Genomic DNA, 13,062 nt, shown 5'->3' with positions numbered 1-13,062 from the left:
CCCCTTAACGGAACGGCCGGAAGTTTACGCGGTTATCAGGCGACAGGGCGCGCGATAATACTGCGGGTTTCCATGCGCACTTCAGCGATGGTGACATCAATCACGTCAGTGACCTTGTAAACCGTTTCGCCTTTAATTTGCACGGTCCCGTTTTCCTGGCCACAAACCAGTTCGTCGCGAACGGCATGCAGGAACGGGGCAGGAATAAAGGCAACGGCGCCATTATCCACCAGACGAACGCGCATACCGCCGCGGCTGATGTCAATGATTTCAGCCGGGAAACGGGTGTCAGTCCCTGCCTTATCATTCAGGAAGCGCGCGTATAACCAGTCGCCGACATCACGCTCCGCCATACGGTTAAGACGGCGACGTTCTGCCATCTGCAACGTCGTATCATCCTGTGGGCGGGCAACAGATTCCCCTTTGATGATCGCTTTCAGCAGACGATGGTTAACCATATCGCCGTACTTACGGATCGGGGAGGTCCAGGTCGCGTAAGCCTCAAGGCCAAGGCCGAAGTGCGGGCCTGGCTCGGTGCTGATTTCCGCAAAGGACTGGAAGCGGCGAATACGGCTGTCAAGGAACCCTGAAGGCTGCGCGTCCAGCTCGCGGCGCAGTTTGCAGAAACCTTGCAGGGTCAGCACTTCCTCAGGATCGACGTGTACGTCATGGGTTTTCAGCAGGGCAGCCAGCGCTTCGGTGTTCGCTGGATCAAACCCGGTGTGCACGTTGTAAATGCCAAAGCCTAATTTGTCGCGCAGCACGCGGGCGGCACAAATGTTGGCGGATATCATCGCTTCTTCAACGATGCGGTTGGCAATACGGCGCGGCTCAGCGACAATATTCAGCACTTCACCTTTTTCACCCAGCACAAAACGGTAGTCCGGACGATCTTTGAAGACCAGCGCGTGAGTTTGACGCCATTCGCTGCGGCTCAGGCAGACGCGGTGCAGCAGACGAATTTGTGCGGCAATGTTGTCGGACTCAGGTTTCCAGCTACCCGTGTTCTCCAGCCAGTCGGACACGTCGTCATAGGCCAGCTTGGCTTTGGATTCGATGGTGGCGGCGAAGAATTCAATATCTTCTTCAATGGTACCATCAGCCGCAATGGTCATCCGACAGGCCAGCACCGGACGCACTTCATGCGCACGCAGCGAGCAAAGATCGTCGGAGAGTTCACGCGGCAGCATCGGAATGTTAAAGCCCGGCAGGTAGTTGGTGAACGAGCGCACTTTGGCCATCTCGTCCAGCTTGCTGCCTTCGACAATCCATGCGGTAGGGTCGGCAATGGCGACGGTCAGATGCAGTTTGCCATCGGCTGTATCTTCGGCATACAACGCATCGTCCATATCCTCGGTGCTGGCGCTGTCAATGGTGACAAAGTCCAGCGCCGTCAGATCGCGACGTTCCAGACCTTCGTTCTGCATTTCAGTCGCCACGCCCTCAGGCGCTTCTTTTTCGAGGTTGTGGCGCGCCAGCGTCACCCACCATGGGACGAAATGGTCGTCGCCGAAGGTAATGTATTGAGTAAGCTCGGCGTAAAAACCGCGATCGCCTTTTAAAGGATGACGGCGCATCTCAGCAACCGCCCAGTCACCCTCAACAAAATCATGCTCAACGCCACGCGCGGCGCGGCACGGAATAGCATCTTTCAGGAGAGGATGGTCCGGCACGACAGAAAGACGATCGTCTTTTTTATGCACTTTCCCGACAAAGCGGGTCAGGAAAGGTTCGATCAGTGCTTCCGGCTCGGCAGACTCTCGTTCCTTTTCGGTATGAATAACGGCCGAAATGCGGTCGCCATGCATCACTTTCTTCATCTGAGGAGGCGGAATGAAGTAGCTCTTCTGCCCGTCAACTTCAAGAAAGCCAAAGCCCTTTTCCGTGGCTTTTACGACCCCTTCTGCACGCGGCGTCTGGGAATGCAGTTGCTGTTTAAGCTGCGCTAGCAGCGGGTTGTCCTGAAACATAATGTTCTATTTTCGTAGCCATTGAGCGGCTGACAGTTTTACGCGAATCTCACTGCTACAGCAAGCGCTCTTTAGGTAAAGAGTATGGTTATTCCTCTTTACCGAGCGCCGCGCGCAGACGGTCCAGCCAGCCATAAAATGCATCTCGCGTAAGCAGGTTGATGGCCTTCTCTGGCGAGAGACCTGACCCGGTCAGGGGCGTTAACTGGGCGGCGCTAAAGCGATCCGGAGAGGCGACAAGCAGCGCACGAGCGGCTGAGAGCATCGAAGAGGCGGGACCTTCACTTCGCGGATGGTTAAGCAGAATTTCGCCCGTCAGATCAAGCAGCATCGGCTCATGACACAGCACAGGAGTAAGCGCTTCGAGTGCCGGTTCCGCCTGCCAGCGTGAGAGCGCCTCAAGCTGAAGCGCACTGGCATATTTTAGCTCAACCGCGGGTAGCGTGGCGGTCCATCTGCTGAAGCTGACCGGCAGCGTATGGGGCTGAATGTGATGCCCGGGCAGCCAGCGTACCGGATGGCCAAGCAATGCCTGAAATACCGCGACCACTCGCGCCTGAAAACCGACAAAGCCGATGATCTGGTTGATAAGCACAATGTCATACGTTGTGAGTCCAACCTCATCAAGCTGGTTTTGGGCTTTATCATCGATGACATCGGGTGAGCTGGCTAACTGGCGGGCATACTGGGTAATTTCTGCAAGGCGTCGATTGCTTTCCCGGGAGGAGTCCGGCCCCGGAAGAGGGGCGAGCAGAGCAGCGTAGTGGTTACAGAGCCGCTGAACGCCACACGCCTGGGCAACCGTTAATGCCGTGCTCAGCCTGTCGTAGGCGCTGAGCGTATGCAGACGGTTCACGGGAGTATCAAGTGGGAACAAAAGATGACAGAGGGTTCGGGCAGGCGTAAGCCAACCAGCACAGCTTGCGAGAATGTCATCGGGCAGGGCTAAATCGAGCAAAAAACGGTCGTCGACGTTAGCGGCTTCGGGCACCAGCGGCAGAACGTCCGTCTGCGAATGATTCGACTGGGTTTCATGATACCAGTGGCCTTTGCCGGAAAAACGGCGTTGTTCCATGGGCGTTCCTTGATCTCAAAATGGCGATCAATATCCTGGCGTAAGGCGGATGAGGGGAAAAATATTGTTAGGTGATAACAAATAGCTGAACGGAATAACGAGGGGCGGGAGGAAACTCTCTTCCCTGGCGGGAAGAGAGTGACAAGCTTATTTGATTTCCAGCTCGTTCATTGCAGCGATGTTGAAGCCGCCGTCAACGTGAACCACTTCGCCGGAGATGCCCGCGGAAAGGTCAGAGCACAGGAATGCCGCAGAGTTACCCACATCTTCGATGGTAACGGTACGACGAATCGGGGTAACCGCTTCGCAGTGTGCCAGCATTTTACGGAAATCTTTGATACCGGAAGCGGCCAGGGTACGGATTGGACCCGCAGAAATAGCGTTAACACGCACGCCTTCAGGACCCATCGCGTTCGCCATGTAGCGCACGTTGGCTTCCAGAGATGCTTTCGCCAGACCCATAACGTTGTAGTTAGGGATAGCACGTTCTGCGCCGAGGTAGGACAGAGTCAGCAGGGCTGCGCCCGGGTTCAGCATCGCGCGGCAGGATTTTGCCATTGCAACGAAGCTGTAGGAGCTGATGTCGTGGGCGATTTTGAAGCCATCACGGGTAACCGCGTTCACGTAGTCGCCGTCCAGCTGGTCGCCAGGAGCGAAGCCGATGGAGTGAACAAAACCGTCGAATTTCGGCCATGCTTTTGCCAGTTCAGCAAACATGCCATCAATGCTTTCGTCTTGTGCAACGTCACATTCCAGAACAATGCTGGAACCCAGCTGCGCGGCAAATTCTTCAACACGGCCTTTCAGCTTGTCGTTCTGGTAGGTGAACGCCAGCTCAGCGCCTTCGCGATGCATTGCCTGTGCGATGCCGTATGCGATGGACAGTTTGCTGGCAACGCCAGTCACCAGAATGCGCTTACCGGAAAGAAAACCCATAGCTTTAATCCTTATATTCATTTCTTATTTTGCCTTGTAATTCATAGCGTTACAGGCAGTATTTCAAAATCATTCGAAATTAGCTCGAAATTATAGCCCACTCACAGCCCCTTGTGTCACGATATTTCTTGCTCCTGCGCCGTGAATGGGCTCACGGAAGAGGTCGAACTGTCTCTTCATCAGGCTGTTTCGTGTGTATCCCAGCAGTATATCACCGCACGCGGGGTTCGCCTCATCCAACCAGCGGGCACCGTGACGCCGCCCTCATGCTGATGTGTCCAGCGCCTTTTGCGCAAAATGATCCGTTTAGCCCTTTAAACGCTTTAAAATTGCGTGAGGGTTGATAACGGCTATGCCATTTTGCGTCTTTATCTGTGTGCGGTAAGAAGGAAGATGAAAAATATTACGTTGGCCGAAAAACTGATCATGCTGTCAGGTGCGGTGCTTTTCGCACTTATGATCGCGGTGAACTCCTTTTGCGTGAATGATAATCCTGGTTTCAGGGTGCCTATGACCACCTATTTGATCGTCATGATTGCGCTGTTCTTTCTGGATACCATTATCTTTATTTTTATCCAGATGCTGTATGCCTCCGACCGAACGCGTTTTTCATTATTCATTCTGAGCCTGGCATTTCTTAGTGGGCTGGTTTATTTTATTGAGACGATCATTGTTATTCAGCTTCCGGAGCATGCTGGTTTTACCCAGGCGGCAAAAACCAACGATACGGCGGTATTCCATTTTTTCCGGCAGCTGAGCTTTATCGTATTACTGGCGCTGGCGGTCCGTGTGGAGAAAATCACGATACGATCCACGCTCAGATTCCGAAATAAGATCAGCATGACGTTAGCATTAATGATGTCACTGGTTATGTTTCCGATGCTGGCCCATTATCTCAGCAGCTACCATCCGGCCTGGACATTAACGATTGCAGCATACGAAGATGAACATCATCATCCTGTCTGGGATATCAGGTACGTAAACGTTCTGATCCTGCTCTGGTCGGCTTTACTTTGTTATATGATTTCAGTGACACGCCTGGCGTCCGGGATCTGGAACAGTATTATTGTGGTCTGCCTTTCCGCCATCGTTTACAATTTTTTCCTCTTACTGCTTGATACCTACAATCTGTCGCTCTGGTATATCAGCCGGGCAGTAGAGGTCCTCAGTAAATTATTTGTGATTTGTACCTTAATGTTCCATGTCTTTAACCTGTTGAAAATTTTCGGCGATCGGGTTGATCGCGATCCGCTTACTCAGATCTACAACCGTAAATATTTTTACGAGGCACTTCCGCGGATCCGCTCGCTCAGGACAGAAAAGGGGGCCAGCATCATGATGCTGGACATCGACAACTTTAAGTCGATTAACGATAACTGGGGCCATCTTGTGGGGGATCGCGTGATTCTGGCGGTCGTGGATATTATCAAAGACAGCATTCGCGATAACGACATCTTTGCCCGACTGGGAGGCGAGGAATTTGGTCTTCTGCTGCCGGATACGGACAGTAGGCAGGCTATTGCCGTCGCGGAACGTATTCGCCAGAACGTTCAACAGCGCACCGGGCCGGGCTACCATTATGCTCTCCCTGTAAAGGTCACATTAAGTATCGGCGTGTGCTCAGCCATTCAGAATAACGTCAACAGCAATGATATTATGCGTGACGTGGACGAGGCGTTGTATGAGGCTAAGCACAACGGTAAAAACAGAATCGTTACCAGACAGGCGGAATGCAGCTGAGGTTACAGGATGGGGATGAAAACATCAAAATCGACACGCTCATCGCTGTACGCATTAACTTTCATCAGGTAAATACCGTCGCGCAACGTCAGGCGTTTATTTACCATCGCCTTAACGAAGCCAATCTTGTTAAACGCGCTGTAGCTTTCCCAGCTACCGCTAAAGGGCATTCTTGCGTATCTCCCACGCACAACGCGGGATTTTTTATTTGTCACCGTGTCGCTTTGTAAAGCGTACGATATTAATACCTCGACCAGATACGATCGGCTTTTGCCTAACTCGGGGCGGCGGGGCATCAGAATAATTTTATCGATATCATGGCGGTTTTCTGTCAGGAGCTTTTTGATTTTTTTAGTAATATCATGCACCGAGGTATCAAAAAGATGATCGTGCTCGATAATTTCATGCGTATAGACAAACGTTTCATCTAGAAAGCAGACCTCGAGCTCAGGCGTTTCCAGTTCGCTTAATAAAAAAGAGGGCTGTAAGATGTCAAAATTCCACCCTCTGGCACATCTGTACTCAGAGGGTGTCAGCCCCATCATTTTTTTAAAGGCTCTGGAGAATCCCTGGCTGCTCTGGTAATGGAATAAATACGCAATATCCGTCACCGGAATCGACGTCATTCTCAGCATAATGGCGGCACGGCTTAACCTCCGTCGGAGAATATACTCACCTAGAGAGAGCCGATACTTCTCTTTAAACCATGTTTCGATGGTTCTTCTGCTGTATCCAATATCTGCAACCAAATCATCAATGTGTAAAATAGTAAAGTTATTTTCTTCTACCCAGGAGAGAATATAGTTACTGATGCTGTCTTTCATTTGTGCGTCAGTGATAGTTTAACGGTAAATCAGTTTGCTGCCAGATGTTAATTCGCGGGCGTAGGGATCCTGGCGATAACCTTAATTTCGAAATCAAAACCCGCAAGCCAGTTAACGCCTATTGCTGTCCAGTTTGGGTAAGGAGCGTGCGGAAATGCCAGTTTTTTCGCCTCCATGATGACGGGAAACTGGTTTTCAGGATCGGTATGAAACGTCGTGACATCAATCAGATCGTCAAAAGTACATCCCGCGGCTGCCAGGATCGCCCGTAAATTATCGAACGCCAGCTGCACCTGAGCGGGAAAGTCGGGTTCAGGTGTGCCATCGCTGCGGCTGCCAACCTGACCGGAAACAAATAACAGATCGCCAGAGCGGATTGCAGCTGAATAGCCATGCTCTTCATAGAGGGCATGTCGGTTAGCCGGGAAGACGGGATCACGTGAAGGCATGGCTTTTCCTTTTCTGTCAGAGGTATTGTTGTGCTTACGCGGTAGAAGTAACATACGCGATGTATGTGAAAAATGTAATTCACATACGTCGCGTATGTCAAATTATAGTTATCGCTTAATTAAGGAAGTCCCATGGCTACAAAACGTCGCGCTGAAACGGCCCAGGAAAATCGCGAGAAAATGATTCAGGCGGCGCGGAAGGCGTTTGCTGAAAAAGGCTATGCCGCAGCGTCAATGGATGAACTCACGGCAAGCGTGGGGTTAACACGCGGCGCGCTATATCATAATTTCAACGATAAAAAGGGATTACTGGCGGCGGTGGTCGCGCAGATAGACAGCGAAATGGCAGCAAACGCAAAAGCGATTGCCGCCGCCGCCGAAGATGACTGGGAGCGACTGCTGGCGGAGGGCATCGCCTATATCAAAATGGCGCTCGTTCCTGAAGTTCAGCGTATCGTCCTTCTTGACGGTCCGGCTGTTCTGGGCGACCCGGCGCAATGGCCCAGCCAGAACAGCTGCCTTGAGTCGACCCGTCAGACCATCGAAAAAATGATGGAGTGCAACGTAATCAAAAAGATGGATGCCAGAGTCGCAGCCCATCTGCTGAATGGCGCTGCTCTGAATGCGGCTCTGCTGATTGCCGCGAGTGATGAACCGCAGAAGACTCTCCCGCATGCCATAGAGGTGTTTACTCTGCTGGCAAGCGGGTTACGCAGCGGCTAACGATCTTTACGCCACGCGTCCGCCGTCAACGCTTCACCAAAGTGTCCGGCAATCAGGCGTTTCGTCAGGTCATGGAGCGGGGAGGCCAGTACGTCAGCGGTACTGCCGCGCTCGACAACTTCTCCCTGGTGCATCACCAGCACCTGGTCGCTTATGTGCTTCATCATGCCCAGATGCTGAGTCACGTAAATATACGAGATCCCCTGCTTTTCCTGTAACTCCAGCATCAGGTTAATGAGCTGCGAACGCATCGACATATCCAGCGACGCCAGCGCTTCGTCGGCGATGATGACCTTCGGGCGCAGGATCAGCGCGCGGGCCAGACCGAGACGCTGTTTTTGGCCCGGGGCCAGCATGTGCGGGTAATAGCTGACATGGTCGGGCAGGAGGCCTACCAGACGCAGGGTTTCGACAATCCGTTTGCGACGCGCTTCCGGCTCCAGGTCGGTATTCAACCGCAGCGGGAAATCCAGGATCTGGGAAATACGCTGACGCGGGTTCAGGGACGTCGACGGATCCTGAAAAATCATCCGGATGCGCTGACTGCGAAAAGAGTAGTCCCCAAATTCCAGAGGATGATCGTCAATCAGTATTTCACCGCCGCTCGGCTCGACCATACCCGCGAGCATTTTTGCCAGGGTCGATTTGCCCGAGCCGTTTTCACCGATAATCGCCAGCGTCTGCTTTTCGCGCAGCGTAAAGCTCAGCGGTTTAACAGCCTCGACGGTCTGACGGTGAAACAGGCCGGTGCGATAGCGAAAGGTCTTACTCAGGTTACGTACTTCCAGTAAGGTTTCGACCATTTCACTCTCTCTCCATGTTCAGCGGGAAATGACAGGCAAACAGATGGTTTTTCGGCCCTGTCAGGCGCGGTGTTTCAATGCATTTGCGCTGAGCATACGGGCAACGCGGACCCAGACGGCAGCCAATGGGCAGCGATTCCAGCAGCGGTATCGCGCCAGGCAGTGTATTCAGCCGGCTTTTGTGCGGCATCGCGCTGCCAAAGTCCGGGATCGCCCTGATCAGCGCCTGCGTGTAGGGATGATGCGGCGTCGTCACCAGGTCTTCGCTTGGCGCGGTTTCTACCGTCTGGCCGCAATACATTACATCAATTTTATCCGCCCATTTGCTCAGCATTTGCAGGTCGTGGCTGATCAGCAAAATGGTGGTGTTGTTATTCTGGTTCAGACGCGTGAGCAGGCGGAAAATCTGGGCCTGGGTGGTTGGCTCCATCGCGTTCGTTGGTTCGTCCGCAATCAGCAGACGCGGCTGATTCGCCAGGGCGATGGCAATCATCACTTTCTGGCATTCACCGTCGGTCAGTTCGTAGGGGAAACTGCGCATCGCGTCTTTATGGTCTTTGATCCCGACACGGTGCAACAGCTCAATGGCACGGCGTTTACGCCAGCCGAAACGCTGCCACCAGCGGCCTTTATAGGTCCACCCGGGGATGTTCTGCATCAGCTGTTTCCCGACGCGCTCGGACGGATCGAGACAGGATTGAGGCTCCTGGAAAATCATCGAGACGTTATGGCCCACCAGTTTACGGCGTTCGCGCGGGGAGAGACGCAACAGATCGATGTCGTCGAAGCGCATACGATCGGCGGTCACCCGCCAGTTGTCCTTCGCCACGCCGCAAATGGCCTTGGCGATCAGACTTTTCCCTGAACCCGATTCGCCCACCAGCCCGCGGATTTCGCCCTCTGCGAGCGTAATACTGATGCGATCCACGGCCTTGACCCAGCCTTCGCCCGTTTTAATTTCGATCGTGAGGTTGCGGATATCGAGTAACGGCATTATTGCACCCCCGCATTGATTGCGCGGCGGATCCCGTCGCCCAGCAGGTTAACGAGCAGCACGCTCACCATGATGGCCGCGCCCGGCAGCATGACCGTCCACGGCGCAACGTAAATCAGCTCCAGCGCATCGCCAAGCATAGCGCCCCATTCCGGGGAAGGGAGCTGCGCGCCAAGGTCCAGGAAGCCCAGCGCTGCGATATCCAGAATCGCCATCGACAGGGCGCGGGTGATCTCCGTCACCAGCCCGGCGGCAATGTTAGGCAGCACGGCAAACCACAAAATATTAAACGTGGTGGCGCCATCCAGACGGGCGGCGACGACATACTCTTTCTCCAGCTCGTCGTGAACCAGGCTGTAAACCGAGCGCACCATGCGCGGCAGAATGGCCAGCCAGACGGCGAACATCGCATGGGTGAGGTGCGGCCCCGCGAAGGCCACGACGATAATCGCCAGCAGCAGCGAAGGAATAGAGAGCAGGGTATCAAGAATATGGTTAAGCACGGCCGACCGCAGCCCGTGGGTTGAGCCGGCAAAAATGCCCAGCGCCAGGCCGCAGATCGCGGCAGCCAGGGTGACCACGAACGCGCCGCCCACCGTAGGTGCGGCGCCGCTCAGCAAACGACTTAGCACGTCGCGTCCGAGATCGTCAGTCCCCAGGAAGAACGAAACCTCCCCGTAGCGCGACCACGACGGCGGTAAAAGCTGATAGCCAAGGAACTGCTGATCGATGCCATACGGCGCAAACCACGAACCCAAAACGCACAGCAACACGAGGCCAATGCAGCCGTAAAAGCCGATCATCGCCGTGGTGTCGCCGTAAAAATTACGCCACACGGTGCGTAGCGCACCGGGCGTGCGCTTTTCGCTGTAGACGTTATCGTAAGGCATACCATTCCTTATGCTTCAATGGGTTGGCCATGGCACCCAAAATATCGGAAATAACGTTAACAATAATGACCAGCGAGCCAATCACCATCACGCCGGCGGAGATCGCCGCATAATCCTGCTGGCGAATGGCATTGATCATCCAGCGCCCAAGGCCCGGCCAGCTGAAAACCATCTCGGTGATCATCGCCAGCGTCAGCATGGTTGAGAATTGCAGCCCAAGACGTGGGATTACGGGGGGCAACGCATTGTGCAGCACATGGCGACGTAAAATCGTCAGGCGAGACAGTCCGCGCGTGGCGGCGGCTTTCACATAGTTTTGATCGAAGACGTCGATAGTGCTGATGCGCATCAGGCGGATCACCTCGGTCGTCGGCGCGACGGCCAGCGTAAGCACCGGCAGCACCATGTGGCGCAGCGCACTCACGATCATTTCGTCGCGCCAGACTGAATCAGAAAGCCAGGCGTCAACGATGGCGAAGCCGCTAACCGTTTGCACGTTATACAGCAGGTCAAAACGGCCAGATACCGGCAGCCAGCCTAACGTCAGTGAGAAGAAGAGGGTAAGCAGCAGCGCCAGCCAGAAAACAGGGATGGAAAAGCCAATTAAGGCAAGCGCGCTAATAAATTTATCCTGCCATTTATTACGATAAATTCCCGCCAGCATTCCCACCGGGATCCCCACCATGAGGGCAAAGCCAAAGGCGAGTATACACAGCTCCATGGTGGCCGGGAAAACCACTTTCAGCTGTTCGGAGATGAGCTGTCCGTTGATGCTGGACACGCCAAAATCCCAGTGCAGCAGGCCATTAAACCAGAACAGCCAGGCGTCCCAGAGAGATGAGCCCTGAAGCGGGGCGTGCGGCGTAAAGTAGCTCAGGCTAAAGCCGACAAAGGTCAGGAAGAACAGGGTCACCAGCAGTAACAGTAGCCGACGCAAGGTAAATATAATCATGGTTTCTTCACCTCTTGTTCTTTCTCACGGGTCACGCCCGCGAAGGAGGCGTTACCAAACGGGCTGAGTACCAGCCCTTTAATATCGTAACGGTAGGCCTGGAGGCGCAGGGAAGAGGCAAGCGGCAACACGGGAAGTTCTCTGGCCAGAATATTTTGCGCTTCATCGTAGGCCTCAATGCGTGAGGCAAGCTGTTGAGACGCCAGCGCTTTTTGCAGCACGGCATCAAATTCCCGGTTACACCAGTGGGCGTAGTTGGTCTGGGAGTTGATTGCCGCACAGCTCAGCAGCGGACGGAAGAAGCTGTCCGGGTCGTTACTGTCGGTGGACCAGCCAGCCAGCGTTAAGTCGTGATTCATGTCCATCAGACGCGCCTCCTGGAAACGGCCTTCGACAGGCACGATGATCACCTTAACGCCCACCTGCGCCATATCAGCCTGCAACAGCTCAGCCGTTTTCAGCGGGCTGGGGTTCCACGCCTGAGAGCTGGTGGGCACCCACAGCTGTAGCGTCAGGTTTTCTGCCCCCAGCGCTTTAAGCTGTTCGCGCGCTTTCGCCGGATTATATTCCGTAATCTTCGCCTCGCCGTCATAGGCCCAGGAGGCGCGCGGAAGAATAGAGGCGGCGGTTTCCGCGGTACCGTAGTAAATCGACTGCATCAGACGCTGGTTGTTGATCGCTAACGCCAGCGCATGGCGCACGGCCGGATTATTTAGCGGCGGCTTATCGGTGTTAAACGCCAGATAAGCGATGTTCATGCCCGGGCGCAGGGTCAGGCGCAGGCGTGGGTCGTCGCGCAAAATGGTCAACTGGCTGGCCGCAGGCCAGGCAAGCACGTCGCACTCGCCGGTCAGCAGTTTGGAGAGTCGGCCTGTTCCACCTGAACCCAGATCAACAATAACCTGCGGCATCAGCGGCTTGCCGCGCCAGAAACGATCGTGGCGTTGCAGGCGAATGTATTGTCCGGCGCGGTACTCTGCTAACTGGAACGGACCGGTGCCTACAGGCTCACGATCGAGACGTTCCTGACGATCCTTTTTCGTCAGCTGATCCGCGTATTCGGCTGACATGACCGAGGCGTAGTGCGTCGCCAGATGCCAGAGGAAGGAGGCATCCGGGCGATTCAGACGAAACTCAACCGTACGGTTATCCAGTTTGCGAACGCTTTTGACCGAGTCCGCGAATTGCAGACTGTCGAAATAGGGGAAGTTCCCGCCATTAACGTTATGCCACGGATGATTGCGGTTGAATATGCGCTGGAAGGTGAAAACCACGTCATCCGCGTTGAGCTTACGGGTTGGGGTAAACCACGGGGTGTGCTGAAATGCGACATCATCGCGTAGACGAAAGCGGTATGTGGCACCGTTATCAAGCACTTCCCAACTTTCAGCAAGCTCCGGAACCAGCCGATAGGTATAAGGATCGACGTCGAGCAGGCGATCGTAGAGCTGTGCGGCCAGCGTATCGACAATCAGGCCGCTCCCCGCTTTTTGCGGATTAAAAATATCAACTTGCCCGCTGACGCAGTAGACGAAACCACTATCACGGATATCAGGAGGCACAGCTCGATCGGGCGCAGCAAAGGCCAGATTGCTGAACAGACCGAGTGCAAACAGGGACGATAAAACCAGGCGCATAGTTTTTAAGGTTTTTAGATTCGATCTGCAAAGTGTATCGCACTTACGCCTGCTTCGTAAAAATGTCTG

12 protein-coding genes are annotated in these 13,062 nt (G+C 54.2%); 2 read left to right on the top strand and 10 right to left on the bottom strand.

All coding sequences use genetic code 11. The features are described 5' to 3' along the window. Positions 1-35: 35 nt before the first annotated feature. The 3 genes from KTH07_RS10090 to fabI all read right to left on the bottom strand — a co-directional run bounded on the left by KTH07_RS10090 (position 36) and on the right by fabI (position 3,981). Positions 36-1,970 (bottom strand): exoribonuclease II, encoded by a 1,935-nt coding sequence (locus KTH07_RS10090; protein WP_032619588.1) that lies wholly within the window; start codon positions 1,968-1,970, stop codon positions 36-38. Positions 1,971-2,058: 88 nt separating this feature from the next. Further along, positions 2,059-3,045 (bottom strand): hypothetical protein, encoded by a 987-nt coding sequence (locus KTH07_RS10085; protein WP_063161927.1) that lies wholly within the window; start codon positions 3,043-3,045, stop codon positions 2,059-2,061. Between the two features lie 147 nt (positions 3,046-3,192). Continuing rightward, positions 3,193-3,981, bottom strand: a complete 789-nt coding sequence (gene fabI, locus KTH07_RS10080; RefSeq protein WP_003856831.1) for an enoyl-ACP reductase FabI — start codon at positions 3,979-3,981, stop codon at positions 3,193-3,195. Positions 3,982-4,374: 393 nt separating this feature from the next. Between fabI and KTH07_RS10075 the strand changes: the two genes are divergently transcribed. Then, positions 4,375-5,721, top strand: a complete 1,347-nt coding sequence (locus tag KTH07_RS10075; RefSeq protein ID WP_032619589.1) for a GGDEF domain-containing protein — start codon at positions 4,375-4,377, stop codon at positions 5,719-5,721. Between the two features lie 2 nt (positions 5,722-5,723). On the opposite strand, the gene KTH07_RS10070 is transcribed toward KTH07_RS10075, so the two are convergent. Together KTH07_RS10070 and KTH07_RS10065 are read right to left on the bottom strand one after the other, a co-directional pair. Then, entirely contained in the window at positions 5,724-6,545 is an 822-nt protein-coding gene (locus tag KTH07_RS10070) for a helix-turn-helix transcriptional regulator (RefSeq protein ID WP_023303829.1), read from the bottom strand. A gap of 47 nt (positions 6,546-6,592) precedes the next feature. After that, entirely contained in the window at positions 6,593-6,994 is a 402-nt protein-coding gene (locus KTH07_RS10065; RefSeq protein ID WP_023303828.1) for a RidA family protein, read from the bottom strand. Positions 6,995-7,126: 132 nt separating this feature from the next. Between KTH07_RS10065 and KTH07_RS10060 the strand changes: the two genes are divergently transcribed. Then, entirely contained in the window at positions 7,127-7,717 is a 591-nt protein-coding gene (locus tag KTH07_RS10060; protein ID WP_015570397.1) for a TetR/AcrR family transcriptional regulator, read from the top strand. On the opposite strand, the gene sapF is transcribed toward KTH07_RS10060, so the two are convergent. The 5 genes from sapF to sapA are packed head-to-tail and all read right to left on the bottom strand — an operon-like array spanning position 7,714 to position 12,993. Beyond that, complete coding sequence (gene sapF, locus KTH07_RS10055; RefSeq protein ID WP_003856838.1) at positions 7,714-8,520, bottom strand: putrescine export ABC transporter ATP-binding protein SapF; 807 nt, start codon at positions 8,518-8,520, stop codon at positions 7,714-7,716. The two genes, KTH07_RS10060 and sapF, sit on opposite strands and share 4 nt — an antisense overlap. Before the next feature lies 1 nt (position 8,521). Further along, positions 8,522-9,514 carry a putrescine export ABC transporter ATP-binding protein SapD gene (gene sapD, locus KTH07_RS10050; protein WP_003856840.1) on the bottom strand — a complete coding sequence of 331 codons (993 nt, stop codon included), beginning with the start codon at positions 9,512-9,514 and terminating at the stop codon, positions 8,522-8,524. Next, the gene (sapC, locus tag KTH07_RS10045; RefSeq protein ID WP_003856843.1) at positions 9,514-10,404 is read right to left on the bottom strand and encodes a putrescine export ABC transporter permease SapC; all 891 of its coding nucleotides are present in this window, start codon (positions 10,402-10,404) and stop codon (positions 9,514-9,516) included. Before sapC ends, sapD begins: the two co-directional genes overlap by 1 nt. Next, the gene (gene sapB / locus KTH07_RS10040; protein ID WP_017383081.1) at positions 10,391-11,356 is read right to left on the bottom strand and encodes a putrescine export ABC transporter permease SapB; all 966 of its coding nucleotides are present in this window, start codon (positions 11,354-11,356) and stop codon (positions 10,391-10,393) included. Before sapB ends, sapC begins: the two co-directional genes overlap by 14 nt. Next, a complete protein-coding gene (gene sapA, locus KTH07_RS10035) occupies positions 11,353-12,993 on the bottom strand; it encodes an ABC transporter substrate-binding protein SapA (RefSeq protein WP_017383082.1) in 1,641 nt (546 codons plus the stop codon). Before sapA ends, sapB begins: the two co-directional genes overlap by 4 nt. Positions 12,994-13,062: the final 69 nt, after the last annotated feature.

The organism is Enterobacter cloacae complex sp. ECL72 (assembly GCF_019056635.1).
GTDB classification, from domain to species: domain Bacteria; phylum Pseudomonadota; class Gammaproteobacteria; order Enterobacterales; family Enterobacteriaceae; genus Enterobacter; species Enterobacter hormaechei_C.
The sequence above is the reverse complement of the archived record's forward strand: the minus strand, read 5'-3'. Positions and strand labels throughout refer to the sequence as shown.